This is a genomic window from Marinobacterium sp. LSUCC0821, from assembly GCF_012848475.1.
GTDB lineage: Bacteria > Pseudomonadota > Gammaproteobacteria > Pseudomonadales > Balneatricaceae > Marinobacterium_E.
The window spans coordinates 525008-543671 of the sequence record NZ_CP051666.1 but is presented as its reverse complement, the minus strand read 5'-3'; the positions used below and the strand labels follow the sequence as shown (position 1 = coordinate 543671).

Below are 18664 nucleotides of genomic sequence, written 5' to 3'. Positions count from 1 at the left end.
AAAGAGCCCCTTAACGGAGCCCTTTTAATGATCAATTTATCGATTAATCATCACTAAACTGAATCACCGGTGCAGTGCGCGCAACTTTGGCAGCCAACTCAGCTTGTACTTCAGCAGCCAAAGCCTTGTAGATCGCTGTAAATTCAGAGTCTGGCTCAGAGAAAACAACTGGCGTACCGGCATCTGCCTGAATACGAATAGGCATCGCTAACGGCAATTTACCTAGCAAGCGAGTTTGGTACTGCTCAGCCAACTTAGCACCACCGCCCTCACCAAATACAGGATCAACATGCCCACAGTTAGTACAAATATGAGTGCTCATATTTTCGACAACACCCAGAACAGGAATCTCAACCTTGCGGAACATCTCGATACCCTTCTTGGCATCCAACAGCGCGATATCCTGTGGCGTAGTCACAACGATCGCACCATCCACAGGCACCTTCTGAGAGAGGGTTAACTGGATATCACCTGTACCTGGCGGCATATCGATTAGAAGAACATCCAATGCATCCCACTGTGTCTGCATCAATAGCTGCTGTAGCGCACTACTCACCATAGGCCCGCGCCACACCATTGGCGTGTTTTCATCGATAAGGTATGAGATCGACATCGTCTGAATGCCGTGCGCAACAACAGGGATAAAGTATTTATCTTCTGCTGTTTGTGGACGAGTACCCGCTGGCACGCCAAACATCATCGCCTGGCTAGGTCCATAGATATCAGCATCTAAAACACCGACACGCATACCTGATGCGCTAAGTGCCGCTGCAAGGTTAGCTGTTACTGTCGATTTACCGACCCCACCCTTACCAGAGGATACCGCAACGATTTTTTTAACACCGGCAAGGTTAGGAAGATTTGCATTGGCAGACATAAAATGGCCTCAATTAATCCGACTAATTTAGTCGGATATACTACCCAAGAAAGTTATTAAAGCAATAGTGCCGCTCTTTATAAAACTGGCTTCTTATTACTTTTTGACCAGATAGACACCACACTCGATGTGGTGGGTGTATGGGAATTGATCAAAGAGAGCAAAACGCTCTATACGGTGCGTCTGCGTTAAAACCTCTAAATTCTGTTGAAGTGTCTCAGGATTACAAGAGATGTAGATGATCGCAGGATAGGTTTGGATCTGTTTCACTGTCTCATCATCAAGACCTGCACGTGGCGGATCGACCAGTACGGTATCAAATTTGAAGGAGGCTAAATCGAGTCCTTCGGTACGGCGCGACTGACGTTTACCCTGGAGTACCTCCGTAAACTCTTCAGAAGAGAGGCGCAAAATCGAAACATTATCGATTTTGTTTTCGGCAATATTAAATTGCGCCGAACGAACAGATTCTTTAGAAATTTCAGTACCCACAACACGATCGAAATTCTGCGCTAGTGGCAGTGAGAAGTTGCCATTACCACAGTAAAACTCAACCAGATCACCCTCAGCATTGTGAGTAATATCCAACGCCCACTGCAGCATCTTTTCACATACACGTGCGTTTGGCTGGGTAAAGCTGTTCTCGGTCTGTTTGTAGATGTACTTACGATCATTAACCGTCAGCTCTTCAATAACGAAGTCACGTTCAAGAACGATCTTATTCTTACGAGAACGGCCAACGATATCGATACCAAACTGCTGACGCAGCGGCGCAACAGCTTCGCTCCAAGCCTCTCCGATTGCGCGGTGATAGAGCATACTGACCAACAGCTCGCCCTTTAGAGTCGCCAAGAAGTCGATCTGGAACAGACGCTTGCGCAGCTCTTCAACACCTTTAACAGCCTCAAGAAATTCAAACATCATTGAAGCGATACGTTCATCAACCATTGGACACTCAGTTAATTTAACTGGCGTGTGCTTATCACCTGGCTCGAACATTACGTAATCCAGGTCATCACCATCGTGCCAAACACGGAACTCTGCTCGCATGCGGTAACCCGTTTCAGGCGAGGTAAAGACCTCTAGCTCTGGCAGCTCAAAGTGCGCAAACATCGCTTGCATCGCGGCACGTTTCTCCTCCAGTTGAGCTGGATAAAGGGCAGGATCGATAACTGGAAGTGAAGACATATGCGCAAAATAACCTATGATTTAAAAGCTGGTGGCGCAGTTTAACAGTGCTGAGCAAGCGAAGAAACTTTAAACGGAATCCGTAAACACGTAGAATTCGGACTCAAATTTTCGCTTATTAGAAAGATCGAACGTTCATGACCGATTCAAACCGCAAAATACTCGTGACCAGCGCACTTCCTTATGCCAACGGGCCTATCCATCTTGGCCATTTGGTTGAGTACATCCAAACTGATATTTGGGTACGTTTCCAGAAGCAGCGCGGCAACCAGTGTACTTACGTCTGTGCTGATGATGCGCATGGTACTCCGATCATGCTTAAAGCGGATCAGATGGGTATTTCGCCACAGCAACTGATCGACCAGGTGAGTCAGGAGCATCAACGCGACTTTAGCGGCTTCCTTGTCAACTTCGATAACTACTACTCGACGCACTCAGACGAGAACAAGCAGTTCGCAGAACTTATCTACACGCGTCTGCGCGATAAAGGTCACATTGCCCGCCGCACAATCACCCAAGCGTACGATCCTGAGAAAGAGATGTTCCTTCCAGACCGTTTCATTAAGGGTGAATGTCCTAAGTGTGGTGCTGCAGATCAATATGGCGACTCTTGTGAGAAGTGTGGTGCAACCTACTCTCCAACCGAACTTAAGAACGCCTATTCAGCAGTATCAGGTGCTAAACCGATCGAGAAGGACTCTGAACACTACTTCTTCAAACTGGAAGATTTTGAAGAGTTTCTAAAAGGCTGGGTTGATACTCACGTTCAGGATCAGATGAAACACAAACTCAATGAGTGGTTTGAGTCTGGCTTGCAACAGTGGGACATCTCACGTGATGCACCCTACTGGGGTTTTGAAATTCCAGATGCACCTGGCAAGTACTTCTATGTTTGGCTAGATGCACCTATCGGCTACATGGCGAGCTTCAAAAATTGGGCTGATAAGAACAGTGTCGATTTCGATGAGTACTGGTCTGAAGATAGCACAGCAGAGCTTTACCACTTCATCGGTAAAGATATCGCCTACTTCCATACCCTATTCTGGCCAGCTGAGTTACACGGTGCAGGGTTCCGCACACCAACAGGCGTCTTCTGTCACGGCTTCCTAACCGTTGATGGCCAGAAGATGTCGAAGTCGCGTGGTACCTTCATCATGGCTGAGACCTACTTGAAGCACCTACGCCCTGAGTACCTACGCTACTACTTTGCAGCGAAACTGGGTTCAGGTATCGACGACATCGACCTTAACCTCGAGGACTTCCGTCTTCGTGTTAACGCGGACCTCGTCAACAAGGTGATTAACATCGCGAGTCGCTGCGCAGGTTTCATCACCAAGAAGTTTGATGGCCAGCTAGACTCAACGCTTGCAGAGCCTGCGCTATACGAAGAAGCGATTGCACTGGCTGATACCATTGCAACGGCCTACGAGAAGCGTGAATACGCTAAGGCGATGCGCGAAATCATGGCTCTGGCTGATAAAGCTAACCAGTACATCGATGCTGCAGAGCCTTGGGTGCTTGCGAAACAGGAAGGTAAAGAGGCAGAGGTACAAGCTTGCTGTACCATGGGTATCAACCTATTCCGCGTCATCATCAACTACCTGGCTCCAGTCCTTCCTGAAGTTGCCGAAGAAGCTAAAGCTTTCCTAAATATCGACAGCCTTGCATGGGATGCGATTAAAACCCCTCTACTCTCTCACAAAGTAGAGAAGTTCAAACCGCTAATGCAGCGTGTAGAGCCTGAGAAAATTGAGGCGGTTATTGAAGACTCTAAACAGAATCTACAAGCAACTGCTCAGGTCGCAGCGCCGAAGCCATCTAACATTGAGCCGATTGCCGAAACAATCGACTTTAACGACTTTGCAAAGATCGATCTTCGCGTTGTTCGTATCGCTAAAGCGGAACATGTTGAGGGTGCAGACAAACTACTGCAACTTACACTGGATCTTGGTGGAGAGACTCGCAATGTCTTTGCAGGTATTAAATCTGCTTACAAGCCAGAGGATCTCGAAGGCAAGATGACGGTGATGGTTGCTAACCTCGCACCACGCAAGATGAAGTTTGGTATGTCTGAAGGTATGGTTCTTGCAGCCGGCCCTGGCGGCAGCGATCTATGGATTCTTGAACCGCACGAAGGCGCCCAGTCTGGCATGCGAATCAAGTAAAAGAGAAAGGAGAGCATAAGCTCTCCTTTTTTATTTTTACTGAGTCTTAGATCGCCAATGATCGATACCCGCCTGCGCACACTCCATGTCCTGAGTAGGCGTGCCCGAACTTAATCCAATACCACCAACAACCTGACCATCATACTCGATCGGCAAACCACCACCGACCACACATAGACGGCCACCAAGCGCAGTATGGATACCAAATACCAACGAGCCTGGCTGACAGACAGCGTTATATTCGTGCGTGGCTTTTTTAGCAGCCGCAGCAGTAAACGCCTTATCCTGCGAGATCGTCACACTCGTAATTTTTCCGCCATCCATACGTTCAAAAGCGATGAGATTTCCCGACTCATCAACGATTGAGATACACATTGGAATGCCAATCTCTTTAGCTTTGAGGCGAGCACCTTCAATAAGTAGAGCAGCATCTGCGATATCTAAACGTGTAACAGTTAACATCATATTCTCCAAAACATTCGAATCTAAAACCTTTGAAAGGTTAGAAATAGTGGGAAGACAACCACCTCCCCTTGATCAAAACTCAACTACAGAGCAAGCAGTTTTAAGTTGCCTTTACTCTCACGCGCCTCGACAACAGCCGTAGTCACAATATCTGCAGTTGCGGCACTGAGTGTCCAACCAAGGTGACCGTGACCCGTGTTATAGAAGACATTTGGACGACGCCCAGCTCCCAGTTTAGGCAGCATATTTGGCATCATTGGACGTAGACCCGCCCAAGGCACAACACTCTCTGTCGATACGCCTGGGAAATGGTGCTGGCACCACTCAACGAGTGGCTTGATTCGATCAGCGCGGATATCGCGGTTATAGCCGTTAAACTCCGCAGTACCTGCAATTCGGAATCGATCGATACCTAAACGACTGGTCACAATCTTCGCTTTATCATCAAGAAGTGAACGAGTAGGTGCGCTCTGCTGGCTCTGCTCGTCACGCAGGTTGACCGTAATCGAGTAACCTTTAACAGGATAGATGTTAACGCGATCGCCAAGCTTAGCTGCAAGCGCACGACTACCAACCCCTGAACAGACAACAACAGCATCAAATTCATACTCATTGCCTTTGGCATCACTCAGTCGTACGCCATCCTGGTCAGCTTTCACATCGACAAGCTCAGTATCCATCTGGAAATTCACACCCGCTTTGCGGATAGCTTCAGCCAAGCTGAAAGCGTACTTATGAATATCGCCAGTGAAGTCACTCGGTGTCCAAAAGCCACCAACAAAATCCCCACGTAGTTGCGGCTCTTTCTCGATGATCTCAGACGGTGAAAGTTCAAAACGCTCTAACCCACCCTTAGCGAGCAACTTATTGACGCGACGAGCATGTTCAAAGTCTTTCTTCTCAGAATAGAAATGCAAAATTCCGCAGTCTGACTCGTCATACTCAACACCCCAGCGCGTTGCTAGATCACGCATGTGAGCACGCGAAGAGATCGCCAGCTCTGTTGTAGCGATAGTATTGCGTTCATATTTTGGAATGTTGCTCATAAACTCGAGCATCCAACTGATCTTATGCCAAGATGGCTTAGGGTTTACCAGCAAAGGGGCATCTGACTGCATCATCCACTTGATCCCTTTAAAGACCGTAGACCAGGTATTCCAGACCTCAGCATTGGATGCAGATAGTTGACCACCATTAGCAAAGCTAGTGTCCATCGCAGCATAGCGTTGACGGTCAATAACCGTGACATTAAAGCCCTGTTCGTGAAGTTTCGCAGCAGTGGTAATACCGGTGATTCCGGCACCTAAAACAGCAATAGTTTGCATAGGAGCGCACTCTTATTTGCGGACTTCAAATGACAAGCAGAACTGCTTTTAAGTCCGACTACCCTCTCCGTCATGGTACCTGAGAGATTCACGCGAACCGTCCCATTGACGGAAGCGCTTGCTCCTTCGGTGGATCTGAAAGTGCGCAGATCACTCTTCGGATGTTTTAAAGATCGCCGGTCCTTTTGCCTGAGAGTTTGCGGGGCACGTGCTCCTTCGGCGGCATAATGCATAATCGCAAAATGCTCTCTCCCGGACGATCCATTAAGTTCAACTTATCTGAAGCCAATTAAAAGAACAACCCACTTTAAAAGCAGATAGCCAATCTGAAGTACAAAGGCGAAGGTGTATGTGTGCACTACTGAATTAGCAATGTTACTAACGACACCTGGCCAATAGAAAATTTAAAAACAGGCCAAAAGCCTTATATTCATTGGGTTTTAGGTAATTATTAGGGGCCCAAATCTTTATGGAATTGCATTAAATTATTTAGCTATTTCAATTCACAGATGAAAAAAACCCTCCAAGGGGTGACATCATTTTTAGATCACGTAACAGATAATGTATCTATTTACTGGTCATCTATAAGGATTTATCGCTCTTCAAAAAACGCTTCATGGAAATCAATAAAGCTCTGAAACCTATAATCAGCCAGATGCAGGTAATCAGGCTCACCTTCACAATTCACCAAACATGTAAGCATATTGGCATTGCGCCCCGCCTGCAGATCATATTTGTAATCCCCCACCATCAACACAGATTCATTAGGTAATGAGAAGGCACTTGCGATTTGGTTAAGTGCACTAGGATCAGGCTTGGGCTTAGAGTTCTCTCGCGTAATAAGATAAGAGATTGGAATTTTATTCTTAGCGATTTTTCGTCGAGACGAGAAATCAGAGTTACGGGTCAAAATAGCCAATGGCAACTGAGACTCAATACAGCGTTGAACAAATACCTCTGCACCCGGCAACCACTCAGACTGCTCGGCATCGTCAACTTCATGCCGATGAATAATAGCCGCAGCTTCAACCTTTTCAGAAGCAGAGAGCTGATCAACGTACGCCAATACATCAACACCCTCAGGACAACCCAATTCTGATCGAATAAGACTGAAATCTAAATTTGAGGTAACCAATGTCCCATCAAGATCGAAAACAATGCCGCGTATATGTTTCAAATAACTACACCTTAGAGAATTTAAGAGATAGTACGCCAATCCTCCCCGCCCTGATCAATTAAAAAATCAAAGGCGGTAAACGGCTGTAGATTCAAATGATCGGTGCAACACACTAATCTCAACGAAGAGGTGTGTGAAATCTAGCGCCCACCACTTGAGATTTTCTTGCATCCAAATCATTAGCGCAGACGTAAATAGAGCATGGAAAAAATTACTTTGCTCTATGACGGCGGCTGTTCTCTCTGTTCTAAAGAGATTCAGCACTATAAAAGAATCGATACAAGAGATTTGATTAATTGGGTTGATATCACCTCAGATCCTAAAGCACTCAATGATTTAGGATTAAACCTTACGGAAACCATGCAGTTCATTCATGCCGTAACAGCCGATGGAGATAAGCTGATAGGTGTTTATGCGTTTCTTGCAGTTTGGGAGCGCTTAACTGGCTATCGCTGGTTAGCATTTTTTATACGTGCGACCAAAACAGCACGACTTTTAGACTGGGTTTACTTCCGATTTGCAAATTGGCGTTTCAAACGTCGCTGCAAATATGGTTGTGCAATTTCTTATCAAATTAGTGTTAAGAACCAAAAACAGGAGTGAAAAGTGTTCGGATTTCTTAAAAAAGACCCCCTTAAACAACTCAAAAAAGAGTATGCGGAGCTAACCGAGCAGGCCATGCATTTACAGCGCAATGGAGATATTGAAGCTTACTCAAATGTGATGAGTCAGGCCGAGTCTGTTTATAAACAAATTCAGGAGCTAGAGGCCTAGCTCTATTGAAAACTGTAGTAAAGCTGAGCGACATCTACCTGCGCATTATGCTTAGCTGCCAAGAGGTATAGCCCCGCCATTTTGCGATGTAGGAATAGAACATCAGCAGGAGGGGTGTGCCAGGCATCCGGGTTCTTGCTAACGGACATGCCTAGCATCTGAATTCGTTTTGCTAAATTTGAACTGCCAAAGTTATAACTTCCATTTGCCCTGAGTGGTTCTGCTGCAAGCATAAATATATCCAAGACAACATCTTTGTTAGCGACGTCACTGCCTTTTGCGAAAAAGCCTAGCTCTTCTAAAGCACCTAAGAGTGCGGGTCTATCCTGTGCGATTGCTTGGTCGATCGCGCTTTTATAATTGGCAACAAAGCCCTTTTCGAAGCGTCTTACAGCCCCAAAATCTAATAGCGTTAGCTTTCCCGTGCCAGATTCAACTTGATAGTTTGCCGGGTTAGGGTCTGTCTGCATTAGATTCATATTTAGAAGCTCAGTAAAGAAGAGTTCTAACTGGGTTGTAATAAGCCGATTAGCTTCGTAAGGTTTTTTCTGTAACCAGCTTTCTAGGGACAAACCTTCAACAAAGCTCATGGTTAGGATCTTATTGGTTGTTAATGAAGGCTGTTGGCTTGGTATCACCACATCTGCAAAGACTTGATGTTTTGCCAACTCATTCGTGAATTCACTGAGATGTGCGGCCTCGGCAAGATAGTTAGCCTCTAATTTAAGTTGGCGTCGGGCTTCGACAACTAAGTCATCTATATTGAGTGTTTTAGGGAGTAATCGGCTGAGCTTGAGCAGTGATAATACGTTATCAATGTCACTATCTATGCTCTCTGCAACGCCAGGAAATTGAATCTTAACGGCGAGCTCATCGCCAGTATTCGAACGGGCTCGGTGAACTTGACCTATAGAAGCTGCCGCTATTGGCTCAAAAGAGAAGTAGCTGAACCGCTCACTCCAATCAGTTCCCCACTCCGACTCCAGTGTGTCGATTAATTGGGTTTTGGGCATCATAACGCCCTCTGACTGAAGCTTGGCTAGCACTGATGCTAATTCAACTGGCAAAAGTGTGCCGGCATCCATGGAGAGCAACTGCCCAAGCTTCATTGCGGCGCCGCGCATACGGGCTAGCTTGTCAGCTACCTCTGAAAGATTTTTGGTATTAAGGACGAGCTCACTGATAGGCGGAGCGTCGCCTTTTATCCAATGTTTTGTGCCCTCAGCTAACACATTGCTTGCAACCTTTGTGGCCAAACCGCCAAGATTCAAAAGTCGAGACGTGCGTGTTTTAGGTACAGGCGCAAAGGTTTTTAGTGAAGTATTTTTCATAGCAGAGTCTACGAAAGAGCTATCAGTTCAGATTAGGGAACCTAAGTGCCATAATCAGCAGTAAAGATCTTTCATTATTGCCGGCCCCAATCCTTTCCACCCATTTCAACCAGCCTAGAAGCGGCTCGCCGAAAGGAGAATACGAGATCATTGGCGGCTGATAATTGAGCAAGTGAAGCGCCCATTCGACCCGTCGCCGACCACTCCATATCCTCACCCTCTTTGGTGCGAATCATTGTCGTTGCAAAGGAACTCGAGTTCCCCCCCTTCTCACTGACAAACAACTCTTCATTTCCATCACTGCTTTCGATTTGCGCTGAAAAATCGACAAATAATTTATCGAGCGGGACATTTGCCGCCAGTACCAAGCGGGTGCGAGATTCATAACACACGTCAATAAGGGTCACGAATCGTCTCGCTTCGTCAATATAATTGGCATCTAATTGCGGCACGCGATCAACGATGAGGACCGGGAATCTGTCGCAGAGGGAGATATAATCAGCCGCGCCGAGCGGCTGGTAGCATAACTCGGAAAAGTTAAACCAGGCGCACCGCTCATTCACTCGTGCAACCTGGACGGTGCGACCGAAGAGTACATGGATGACCTCAGCCTCAGTTCCGGATGAAGTGCCGCCAAATATTGCTTTCAACTGCGCCTGAATGTCGTTCTCAGTTTTTTTATCGCTATGAGCATCCTTGTTTGACCAAAAATAGGATTGACCATCCGCTCGAGTTTCGAGTCGATAATCCGTAGCGGAATCTTCCATGGAGATAATGTCGAACCTCTGTTTTAACATGTCTATGAATGGCAAAAAGAGAGATCGGTTAAGGCCGCCCTCATACAAGGCATCGGGAGAGCGATTCGAGGTGGCCACCACCACGACATTCCACTCCAACAATAATGAGAAAAGTCGTTTCAAAATCATGGCATCAGCAACATCCGTCACTTGAAACTCATCGAAGCAGAGGAGTTGGGCTTCCTTTGCCAATTGCTGCGCGATGATTGGCATCGCATCATCTTTGGGGTGCTTCTGTTTGTAGACAAAAATTCGACGATGGACCTCTAGCATGAATTCATGAAAGTGGACGCGGCGTTTGGTAATAGGGCTATTAACCGACGCGTAGAAGAGATCCATCAGAAAGCTCTTGCCGACCCCTACAGGTCCATGAATGTATATGCCTCGCGGTAATGGACTAAAAGACCAAAACAGGAACTTCTTTCGAAGCAAGGAGTAAACGGAAGCTAAGGATCGCGTCAGTAACTGGTTAGTGTGAACAGGTACTGGTGGGAGCGAAGTGAGAGAATCGTGTAAGGCGTCAAGTTTTACCGCCAGTGCCACTTGCGCGTCATCTCGTCGCACCTCCCCCGCCTCCACCTTGCGTTCATACGCTGCTGTCACCTGACCTGTCGGGAGGGTCCGCTGAGTGACGCGAAGTTGTGCTGTCATATTCTTTATCACTATCTTTGTAAGAAAACATCCCGCTCTGGTCATCATGGACCGTTCAGCTAGGCTTAGTTATACGGCGCTTCGCGGTCATTGGGTTGCAGGACTTCGCTAATTCACCAAAATCATTAATAACTGCCTCAGTGTTTTCGCTCTTTTTACATCAGTTTCCACGCCTGTTAAATTGACTCACCACTACCACCAACACAATGGACTGATATCAGATGGAACATGATTTTGCTGTAGAGAACTTTAAGCCCGCCAAGCATCCGAAAAATGTGCGTGTAGCTGGGACAGCAGTGATTCTTGAACCTATTGATATTTCAAAGCACGCAAGAGAGTTATTTGACGCTTACTCTGAGGATATAGAAGGTGCTATTTGGGAATACTTACCCTACGGTCCTTTCAGCAATTTTGAAGAGTATGCCGAGTGGTTAGGCTCTATCACTTCAGAAGATGACCCGACCTTCTTTGCCATTGTTCGAACTTCAGATAATAAAGCTGTCGGGGTTGCTGCCTACCTACGAATCAATCAAGCCGAGGGTTCAATCGAGGTCGGACATTTGAATTACGCCCCCACATTACAGCGCACTAAAGAGAGCACTGAAGCGATGTATTTAATGATGAAGTGGGCGTTTGAGAACGGATATCGTCGTTACGAATGGAAATGCAACGCCCTGAATAGAAAGAGCCGGTATGCTGCGCAGCGTCTTGGCTTCTCTTTTGAAGGTATTTTCAGACAGTCGAATATTGTGAAAGGTAGAAACCGCAATACCGCCTGGTTTGCAGCTATAGATTCAGAATGGGCTTCTCTTAAAGAGTGCTATGAAACCTATCTAAGCGATTCTAACTTCGATGAAAATGGTATGCACAAAACTGCGCTATCAGCATTAACAAAACCAATCCTGTATAAACTTGATAGCCTGGAGTTCTTAGATTAGTTAGCTTTTCTATCGCCCGCCAGCCACATCAATAAAACTGCCCGTTACATATGAGGCGTCATCGGACAATAACCAAACGATGCTTTGAGCCACCTCTTCCGAGGTGCCTCCACGTTTCATTGGGATAACTGGTGCAAGCCGATCGACGCGACCCGGTTCACCACCATCGGCGTGCATATCGGTATAGATAAAACCTGGACGGACTCCATTTACCCGAATACCTGTATCGGCAAGCTCTGTCGCCAACCCCCGCGTCAGGGTATCCATTCCACCTTTGGATGCGGCGTAATCAATATACTCAAAAGGCGATCCAGTGCGAGCAGCCACTGATGAGACATTTACAATTGCACCCTTTTGGCCAGATTTAGATTGGCGACGCAGATACTCACGGCAACACAAGAAGCAGCTCGTCAGGTTAGCATTTAAGATCGTATTGAATCGCTCAAGTGATATATCTGCAAATCTCGCCTGCGTCATTAAGCGACCGGCATTATTTACAAGGTGTGAGACAGTACCAAGGCTAGATTCAATCTGATCAAACAGCTGAATAACTTGCTGTTCATCTGAAACATCCGCTTGAAAAGCGAGTGCTGTACCACCCTTCTCTTGAATGGCACCAACGACCTGGTCAGCGGATGCTTTATCATCGCGATAATTAACCGCAACTAGATAACCTTTGGATGCTAGTAACTTTGCAGTAGCCGCACCTATGCCTCTACCGCCACCTGTAACTAAAACCACATTCGTCATGAAACACACCTTTTATTAATTTTTTTAAAGTATCTGCCTAGGACGATTAGCTGTCACGGTTTTTAGATTACCCTTCCATATGATGAAACTTTAACCACTAAGCCAACATGAAATTTACGTTAAGCAATCATGAACATATTTCACACATTCGATTTGGTTATAACTTAATTATCTTGTATTCTAATCGGACCGAAAAAATTTGACGAACTGAGGCAAGCGCTTGGAAACTGAACTCCGCATGCTGGCCAATACTGTTCTAAGGCTCTCAACCTAGGAATAGAAACTAGGCTTTGAGTTAACACTATTCGTCACTTAGGTGACTCGTAAACGAGGGGAAATCGATGAGAATCGGTGTACCAAGAGAGAACGAAGAGGGCGAAAAACGCGTCGCTCTCACACCAGAAGTTGCATCTAAGATGCAAAAACTGGGCTTTGAAGTCTCTATGGAAGCGGGTGCTGGCTTAGAGGCTAGCTACGCTGATGAAGAGTACGAGAAAGCAGGCGTTGAAATTATCCAAGATCCACACGATCTTTGGGGTAAATCAGACATCATTCTGAAAGTGCGCCCACCTAAAGCGCACCCAGAGCTTGGTTTCTATGGCATTGAGTTGATGAAGAAAGATCAAACGATCATCAGCTTCCTCTACCCTGCCATGAACCCTGAGATGCTTCAGGAGATGGCTGATCACGGCATCAACGCGCTAGCAATGGACTCTGTGCCACGTATCTCACGTGCGCAGAAGATGGATGCTCTATCTTCAATGGCTAATATCGCGGGTTACCGTGCTGTTGTTGAAGCTGCGCAGCACTTTGGTCGTTTCTTTACCGGCCAGATCACTGCCGCAGGTCGTATCCAGCCAGCTAAGGTACTAGTTATAGGTGCAGGTGTAGCAGGTCTAGCTGCCATCGGCGCTGCGAAAGGCATGGGCGCAATCGTGCGTGCATTCGATACTCGTCCTGAAGTTAAAGAGCAGGTTGAGTCGATGGATGCCGAGTTCCTTATGCTCGACTTCCCAGAAGATGAAGATGGTGCCGGTGCAGGCGGTTACGCTAAAACCATGAGCCCTGAGTTCATCAAAGCTGAGATGGATCTATTCGCTGCACAGGCGGCTGAAGTAGATATCATCATCACTACAGCACTTATTCCTGGCAAAGAGGCACCTGAGCTTATTACTGAGCGTATGGTTGCCAACATGAAACCAGGTTCAGTTATCGTTGACCTTGCTGCTGAAGCGGGTGGTAACTGTAAGCTGACTGAAGCGAACAAGGTAGTAAATAAGCACGGCGTAACGATTATCGGTTACACCAACCTTCCAAGCCGCCTAGCTGCTCAGTCTTCACAGCTGTACGCAACTAACCTTCTTAACCTGTTGACCGAACTCTGCCCTGAAAAGAACGGCGAGATAGATATCAACATGGAAGATGAAGTGATTCGTGGAGCTACTGTGGTTAAACAGGGCAACATCACCTGGCCACCACCAGCACCACGTATCTCCCTAGCTCCTAAAGAGGACATTGGTCTTAAAGCGAAACAGAGCCTAGAGAAGCCGGAAGAGAAACCTGCTCACCCTCTAGCGTTCCTAATCCCTCTGCTTATTGCAGGCGGTGCGCTATTTGGCCTAGGTTCTGTAGCGCCATCTGAGTTTATCGGCCACCTAACCGTATTCGTTCTATCTTGTTTCATCGGATACATGGTTATTTGGGGCGTATCTCACTCGCTACACACCCCTCTTATGTCGGTAACTAACGCGATAAGTTCGATCATCGTGATCGGTGCTTTGATACAGATCTCTAGTACGAGCCCAGTGGTTTCAGTACTTGCGGGTCTTGCGGTGTTTATCACCAGTATCAATATCGTGGGTGGCTTTGCCGTTACTCAGCGCATGCTACGCATGTTTAGGAAGTAAGGAGATAATTTATGACTTCAGGAATTATTACAGCTTCCTACATCGCTGCCAGCGCCCTGTTCATCATGGCACTTGGCGGTCTAGCACATCAGGAGTCTGCTCGTCGCGGTAACTTCTACGGCATGCTAGGTATGGCTATCGCTGTTGGTGTTACTGTATTTGGTCTAGTGAACAACAACTACGGCATGCTCGTTGGCGGTATCGTTGTCGGCGGTATCATCGGCTACATCCTAGCGCAGCGCGTTGAGATGACCTCAATGCCTGAACTAGTTGCAGTTCTTCACAGCCTTGTTGGTTTGGCTGCAGTCTTTGTAGGTTGGGCAAATGCGCTTGAGCATGATGCTTCACTTACAGGTATTGAGCTATCTATCCACGCGGTAGAGACCTACCTTGGCATTCTTATCGGTGCGATGACCTTCTCAGGCTCGATCATGGCTTACCTCAAACTAAGTGGCAAAGTGGGCGGTCGCCCTCTTCAGCTACCTGGTCGTCACCTGTTTAACATTGCACTTGGTATAATTGCGTTCTACTTCATGCTTCAGTACATGGATACTGCAGCGACTGATGGCGTATTCGAACTGACTGTGATGACTATCATCGCTTTGATCTTCGGTATCCACATGGTTGCAGCTATCGGTGGCGCGGATATGCCAGTCGTTGTATCTATGCTAAACAGCTACTCTGGCTGGGCTGCAGCAGCGATGGGCTTCATGCTCGGTAACGATCTACTTATCGTAGTCGGTGCACTTGTAGGCTCAAGCGGCGCGATCCTCTCTTACATCATGTGTAAGGCGATGAACCGTAAGTTCCTTAACGTTATCTTTGGCGGTATTGGCCAGAAGAAATCGGCAGCGGGTCCTTCAGGCCCTGCAGGCAGCGAAGAGGACATCCGCCCTATCGAGTCTGATGAAGTTGCAGATATGCTTCTGCACGCTAAAGAGGTGATGATCCTTCCAGGTTACGGTATGGCCGTTGCACAGGCACAGCACATCGTATTCGAGATCACTAAGAAACTTCGTGATAAAGGCGTAAACGTTCGCTTTGGTATCCACCCTGTAGCGGGTCGTATGCCAGGGCACATGAACGTACTGCTTGCTGAAGCGAAGGTTCCTTACGATATCGTGTATGAGATGGAAGAGATCAACGAAGACTTCCCTAACGTTGACGTATCTGTGGTTATCGGTGCAAACGACATCGTAAACCCTGCCGCCCAAGAAGTTCCAGATAGCCCAATCGCGGGTATGCCAGTACTTGAGCCATGGAACGGTAAGCAGACCATTGTAATGAAACGTTCGATGGGTACCGGTTATGCGGGTGTAGATAACCCACTCTTCTACAAAGACAACACACGCATGCTATTTGGTGATGCTAAGGATCGTCTAGATCAGATCCTTAAAGCGCTAAGCTAATAGCTTAGATGTGCAAAAGGCGGTCATTGACCGCCTTTTTTGTTTACGAAAGGTCAGCATCCGGCAGGCTGATATCAACCACCAGCGGCTCGACCGAACCCACATCCAACCCGATCATCTCGTTGTAGGTAGATTGATGTTCCAAGGTAGCCCTAGCGACCTCAAGACCTTTAAAAGGGAACTTAGCTGCTAGCTGTGAGCGAAATAGCGCTGGCTTGCCGTTATCTGCATAGACAAGCGACTCACCCTGGTCGGTAGTCACTTGAACTAAATAGTGTTCGCATTCAAATGACTTAAGGCGCAACTCATGAATTTTAGGACGTTGGCTTTGTAGTTGATCGATAGTGACTTTCATAAACGTAAATCTCATATGGATTGGTCTTTCTACGACGGCTGTATAGAATTGGATTGTATGAAAGCAGATCACGCTAAGCTAATTCTGAAGAGTGAGATATTTTGAACCCCCTACTTCTGATCATTCTTTTTGGCCTTACAGCAATCACCCTGTTCTGGTTGCGAACACTGTTGCCTCAACAACGCCGACGAGCCACCATACAGATCATTTTAGTGGCGCTGGCACTCTTTCTTCTGTTTCTCGCTATCACCGGGCGCATGCACTGGATAGGCGCAGCTATTGGCGCCCTACTACCCTTTGTTCGCCGCGTCCTACCCTGGCTGATTCGACTTCTCCCATTTCTCAAACGCAAACGCGATCAAAAAACGCAAAGCCCCGCTAAAGCGCCAGTCAGCAACAAGGAAGAAGCCTACCAAATACTGGGATTGAAACCGGGAGCAAGCCGAGAGGAGATTCTTGCTGCGCACAAGCGCTTAATGCAGAAGGCGCATCCAGACCGAGGGGGAAGTGACTGGCTCGCTGCAAGAATCAACGCCGCAAAAGAGCTGCTAACGAAGGATTAATCAGAGCCGATATCAGCAAGTGTGCCTTTAGTTAGTAGAAGTAGATCTGAGGCCGCTAGCCCCATATCCAAGCCACGTTTTCCAGCACTGACATAGATAGTCTCACAGTGTGCGGCACTCTCATCAACCACGGTAATGAGAAGCCGTTTTTGACCCAGTGGTGATATACCACCGAGCAGATAACCGGTAGATCGCTGCGCTGATTGCTTATCAGCCATCTCTACACGCTTAGCCTTTAAAGCTTTAGCCATCGCTTTTAGATCGAGCGTACCCGAGACTGGCACAACCGCCACGGCAAGCCGTTTATTATCACCATCAATTGCGACAAGCAGGGTTTTAAATACCGCGTTGGGATCTAAACCCAACTTCCGCGCAGCCTCTAAACCGTAGCCCTCTTCAGAGGCTTCATGCTGGTACTCATGCAGGGTGAAATCGATCTTGGCCTTTTTGGCGCAGTTAACCGCGGGAGTAATTTCTCACCCCTCCGGGGTCAAAAGACCCGTTTGAACGAAGTCGAATGATTTCATATGCTCCATCCAACGATGCACATTTGCATACTGCTCTGGTTCGATCTTCTGGAACTCAAAACGATTCGCCCAAGGGTAAATCGCAAAATCGGCAATACTCATTTGACCGCAGACAAACTCTCGCGAAGCTAGGCGTTCATCAAGGACACCCCAAAGGCGATGAGCCTCTGCGCAGTAGCGTTCAATTGCATAGGGCACCGGTTCTGGAGCAAATTTATTGAAGTGGTGCGCTTGACCAAGCATAGGACCAAAACCACCCATCTGCCACATCAACCACTCCATCACCTCAACACGCTGACGAGGATCTTGTGGTAGATATTTCCCACACTTCTCAGCCAGATAGATGAGTATCGCACCCGACTCAAACACTGAGATTGGCTGGCCACCAGGCCCTTCACTATCCACAATGGCGGGAATCTTATTGTTTGGACTGATCTTAAGAAACTCGGGCGCAAACTGCTCTTTGTTGAGTATATTTACCAGGTGTAAGCGGTACTCAAGACCACAGGCCTCCAACATAATCCGGATCTTATGGCCGTTTGGTGTTCCCCAAGTGTAGAAGTCGATCATCAAATTAGCCCTGCGTGAAGTGGCGGTAGATTTCGATTAGCTCCTCTTCAGAGTAGCTGACTATGATGAGCTGCTGACCTGGTTTAATTAGATCAGGATCCTGTCCCAACATACCCTGCTGGTAGTTGTAGACGTAGATATCATTAACCTTGTTGTATAGAAAGTTGCCCAAATAGGATGAACGCATATTCTCTAGACGCTCATCAGCCATCTCAGGAATTTGTGCCACAAGTTTTGTTTCACTACCCTGTAGCTGAATCCCTTCACGGAAGGTTTTTGTAAGCCCCTGCTGCAGAATACCCCACAAACCTTGTGCATCTTCTGGAGTAACAGCATGGATGTAGAAGACAGTGCCTGCAGCCATATCAGGATTTGAGAGCAACTCTTTCAAACGAATCTGTTCACCCGGTGATAGAGAGTCAGCATTGATGATGTTTTTATCGCCCACCATCTTCATAAGTTGATCAGGCTGACTATTCACCATTGCCTGTTTCACAACAAGTTGAGGCGCAGCTTCAACCGCCTGAGTTTTCGCCCCATCGCCAGCACTCATATCCGTTGCGATCTGCTCGCTTACAGCACTCTCTTTAGCCATGTTTGGCATTTTTACCAACTGATCGCCAGTGACAAAGTTGTTCGCCTTAGTAACGTCTAACGCTTCATCTTTACTCTCTTCGGTGAGCGCTTTAATAACATCACGTGCAGAATCTGCACTCTGCTCATCACTTTGCTGAGGCGTCGGAGCATTTACGTTAGAGGAGACCTGACTTGGACTATTCTCTACAGGACCCGCCATAAACAGGTAGGCTGCTGCCGCAATGATGATTAAAATAAGTGCAATAATAAGGCGTTGCATACGAACCAATCCTTCTAACCAGCCTAGGCTGATGTTGGG

General features: G+C 47.1%; 19 protein-coding genes and 1 riboswitch. Of the genes, 7 read left to right on the top strand and 12 right to left on the bottom strand.

Annotated elements, in window-relative coordinates; genetic code table 11:
• Positions 1-43: 43 nt before the first annotated feature.
• Positions 44-877 (bottom strand): iron-sulfur cluster carrier protein ApbC, encoded by an 834-nt coding sequence (apbC, locus tag HH196_RS02760; protein WP_169450560.1) that lies wholly within the window; start codon positions 875-877, stop codon positions 44-46.
• Positions 878-973: 96 nt separating this feature from the next.
• Positions 974-2065 (bottom strand): tRNA (uridine(54)-C5)-methyltransferase TrmA, encoded by a 1092-nt coding sequence (trmA, locus tag HH196_RS02755; RefSeq protein WP_169450559.1) that lies wholly within the window; start codon positions 2063-2065, stop codon positions 974-976.
• Positions 2066-2202: 137 nt separating this feature from the next.
• On the opposite strand from trmA, the gene metG reads away from it, so the two are divergent.
• Positions 2203-4230, top strand: a complete 2028-nt coding sequence (metG, locus tag HH196_RS02750; RefSeq protein ID WP_169450558.1) for a methionine--tRNA ligase — start codon at positions 2203-2205, stop codon at positions 4228-4230.
• Positions 4231-4266: 36 nt separating this feature from the next.
• Here metG and HH196_RS02745 read toward each other — a convergent pair whose 3' ends face one another.
• The 3 genes from HH196_RS02745 to HH196_RS02735 all read right to left on the bottom strand — a co-directional run bounded on the left by HH196_RS02745 (position 4267) and on the right by HH196_RS02735 (position 7197).
• The gene (locus HH196_RS02745) at positions 4267-4692 is read right to left on the bottom strand and encodes a heme-binding protein (protein WP_169450557.1); all 426 of its coding nucleotides are present in this window, start codon (positions 4690-4692) and stop codon (positions 4267-4269) included.
• An 86-nt stretch (positions 4693-4778) separates the two neighbouring features.
• A complete protein-coding gene (locus tag HH196_RS02740; protein WP_169450556.1) occupies positions 4779-6020 on the bottom strand; it encodes a D-amino acid dehydrogenase in 1242 nt (413 codons plus the stop codon).
• A 168-nt stretch (positions 6021-6188) separates the two neighbouring features.
• Positions 6189-6285, bottom strand: a riboswitch (glycine riboswitch).
• A gap of 327 nt (positions 6286-6612) precedes the next feature.
• Complete coding sequence (locus tag HH196_RS02735) at positions 6613-7197, bottom strand: HAD family hydrolase (RefSeq protein WP_169450555.1); 585 nt, start codon at positions 7195-7197, stop codon at positions 6613-6615.
• Between the two features lie 201 nt (positions 7198-7398).
• Between HH196_RS02735 and HH196_RS02730 the strand changes: the two genes are divergently transcribed.
• Together HH196_RS02730 and HH196_RS02725 are read left to right on the top strand one after the other, a co-directional pair.
• Positions 7399-7800 carry a thiol-disulfide oxidoreductase DCC family protein gene (locus HH196_RS02730; protein ID WP_169450554.1) on the top strand — a complete coding sequence of 134 codons (402 nt, stop codon included), beginning with the start codon at positions 7399-7401 and terminating at the stop codon, positions 7798-7800.
• 3 nt (positions 7801-7803) lie between these two features.
• A complete protein-coding gene (locus HH196_RS02725) occupies positions 7804-7971 on the top strand; it encodes a DUF6435 family protein (protein ID WP_169450553.1) in 168 nt (55 codons plus the stop codon).
• A gap of 2 nt (positions 7972-7973) precedes the next feature.
• On the opposite strand, the gene HH196_RS02720 is transcribed toward HH196_RS02725, so the two are convergent.
• Both HH196_RS02720 and zapE read right to left on the bottom strand, forming a co-directional pair.
• Complete coding sequence (locus HH196_RS02720) at positions 7974-9302, bottom strand: AarF/ABC1/UbiB kinase family protein (RefSeq protein ID WP_169450552.1); 1329 nt, start codon at positions 9300-9302, stop codon at positions 7974-7976.
• Between the two features lie 74 nt (positions 9303-9376).
• The gene (gene zapE, locus HH196_RS02715; protein ID WP_211160809.1) at positions 9377-10750 is read right to left on the bottom strand and encodes a cell division protein ZapE; all 1374 of its coding nucleotides are present in this window, start codon (positions 10748-10750) and stop codon (positions 9377-9379) included.
• Between the two features lie 221 nt (positions 10751-10971).
• Between zapE and HH196_RS02710 the strand changes: the two genes are divergently transcribed.
• A complete protein-coding gene (locus HH196_RS02710) occupies positions 10972-11688 on the top strand; it encodes a GNAT family N-acetyltransferase (protein WP_169450551.1) in 717 nt (238 codons plus the stop codon).
• 9 nt (positions 11689-11697) lie between these two features.
• Here the strand turns inward: HH196_RS02710 and HH196_RS02705 are convergent, their stop codons facing one another.
• Positions 11698-12438, bottom strand: coding sequence for an SDR family oxidoreductase (locus HH196_RS02705; RefSeq protein WP_169450550.1), 741 nt, complete (start codon positions 12436-12438; stop codon positions 11698-11700).
• 341 nt (positions 12439-12779) lie between these two features.
• Between HH196_RS02705 and HH196_RS02700 the strand changes: the two genes are divergently transcribed.
• Both HH196_RS02700 and HH196_RS02695 read left to right on the top strand, forming a co-directional pair.
• Entirely contained in the window at positions 12780-14345 is a 1566-nt protein-coding gene (locus HH196_RS02700) for a Re/Si-specific NAD(P)(+) transhydrogenase subunit alpha (RefSeq protein ID WP_169450549.1), read from the top strand.
• Positions 14346-14356: 11 nt separating this feature from the next.
• A complete protein-coding gene (locus HH196_RS02695; protein ID WP_169450548.1) occupies positions 14357-15754 on the top strand; it encodes an NAD(P)(+) transhydrogenase (Re/Si-specific) subunit beta in 1398 nt (465 codons plus the stop codon).
• A 43-nt stretch (positions 15755-15797) separates the two neighbouring features.
• Here HH196_RS02695 and HH196_RS02690 read toward each other — a convergent pair whose 3' ends face one another.
• Positions 15798-16109: a DUF6482 family protein gene (locus HH196_RS02690; RefSeq protein WP_169450547.1), complete on the bottom strand. Its 312-nt coding sequence runs from the start codon at positions 16107-16109 to the stop codon at positions 15798-15800.
• Between the two features lie 101 nt (positions 16110-16210).
• Here HH196_RS02690 and HH196_RS02685 point away from each other — a divergent pair, with 101 nt between their 5' ends.
• Positions 16211-16672: a DnaJ domain-containing protein gene (locus tag HH196_RS02685; RefSeq protein WP_169450546.1), complete on the top strand. Its 462-nt coding sequence runs from the start codon at positions 16211-16213 to the stop codon at positions 16670-16672.
• On the opposite strand, the gene ybaK is transcribed toward HH196_RS02685, so the two are convergent.
• Genes ybaK through HH196_RS02670 form a run of 3 tightly spaced genes read right to left on the bottom strand, consistent with a single transcriptional unit; the run spans position 16669 to position 18625 of the window.
• Positions 16669-17097, bottom strand: a complete 429-nt coding sequence (gene ybaK / locus HH196_RS02680) for a Cys-tRNA(Pro) deacylase (RefSeq protein WP_371807849.1) — start codon at positions 17095-17097, stop codon at positions 16669-16671. The genes HH196_RS02685 and ybaK overlap by 4 nt on opposite strands.
• A 51-nt stretch (positions 17098-17148) precedes the next feature.
• Positions 17149-17769 carry a glutathione S-transferase C-terminal domain-containing protein gene (locus HH196_RS02675; RefSeq protein ID WP_169450545.1) on the bottom strand — a complete coding sequence of 207 codons (621 nt, stop codon included), beginning with the start codon at positions 17767-17769 and terminating at the stop codon, positions 17149-17151.
• A 4-nt stretch (positions 17770-17773) separates the two neighbouring features.
• Positions 17774-18625, bottom strand: coding sequence for a hypothetical protein (locus HH196_RS02670; RefSeq protein WP_169450544.1), 852 nt, complete (start codon positions 18623-18625; stop codon positions 17774-17776).
• Positions 18626-18664: the final 39 nt, after the last annotated feature.

Bases quoted from the DNA above. Each gene is read 5' to 3' on its own strand.
- apbC (WP_169450560.1), bottom strand. From the start codon at position 877: ATGTCTGCCAATGCAAATCTTCCTAACCTTGCCGGTGTTAAAAAAATC.
- trmA (WP_169450559.1), bottom strand. From the start codon at position 2,065: ATGTCTTCACTTCCAGTTATCGATCCTGCCCTTTATCCAGCTCAACTG.
- metG (WP_169450558.1), top strand. From the start codon at position 2,203: ATGACCGATTCAAACCGCAAAATACTCGTGACCAGCGCACTTCCTTAT.
- HH196_RS02745 (WP_169450557.1), bottom strand. From the start codon at position 4,692: ATGTTAACTGTTACACGTTTAGATATCGCAGATGCTGCTCTACTTATT.
- HH196_RS02740 (WP_169450556.1), bottom strand. From the start codon at position 6,020: ATGCAAACTATTGCTGTTTTAGGTGCCGGAATCACCGGTATTACCACT.
- HH196_RS02730 (WP_169450554.1), top strand. From the start codon at position 7,399: ATGGAAAAAATTACTTTGCTCTATGACGGCGGCTGTTCTCTCTGTTCT.
- HH196_RS02720 (WP_169450552.1), bottom strand. From the start codon at position 9,302: ATGAAAAATACTTCACTAAAAACCTTTGCGCCTGTACCTAAAACACGC.
- zapE (WP_211160809.1), bottom strand. From the start codon at position 10,750: ATGACAGCACAACTTCGCGTCACTCAGCGGACCCTCCCGACAGGTCAG.
- HH196_RS02710 (WP_169450551.1), top strand. From the start codon at position 10,972: ATGGAACATGATTTTGCTGTAGAGAACTTTAAGCCCGCCAAGCATCCG.
- HH196_RS02705 (WP_169450550.1), bottom strand. From the start codon at position 12,438: ATGACGAATGTGGTTTTAGTTACAGGTGGCGGTAGAGGCATAGGTGCG.
- HH196_RS02700 (WP_169450549.1), top strand. From the start codon at position 12,780: ATGAGAATCGGTGTACCAAGAGAGAACGAAGAGGGCGAAAAACGCGTC.
- HH196_RS02695 (WP_169450548.1), top strand. From the start codon at position 14,357: ATGACTTCAGGAATTATTACAGCTTCCTACATCGCTGCCAGCGCCCTG.
- HH196_RS02690 (WP_169450547.1), bottom strand. From the start codon at position 16,109: ATGAAAGTCACTATCGATCAACTACAAAGCCAACGTCCTAAAATTCAT.
- HH196_RS02675 (WP_169450545.1), bottom strand. From the start codon at position 17,769: ATGATCGACTTCTACACTTGGGGAACACCAAACGGCCATAAGATCCGG.
- HH196_RS02670 (WP_169450544.1), bottom strand. From the start codon at position 18,625: ATGCAACGCCTTATTATTGCACTTATTTTAATCATCATTGCGGCAGCA.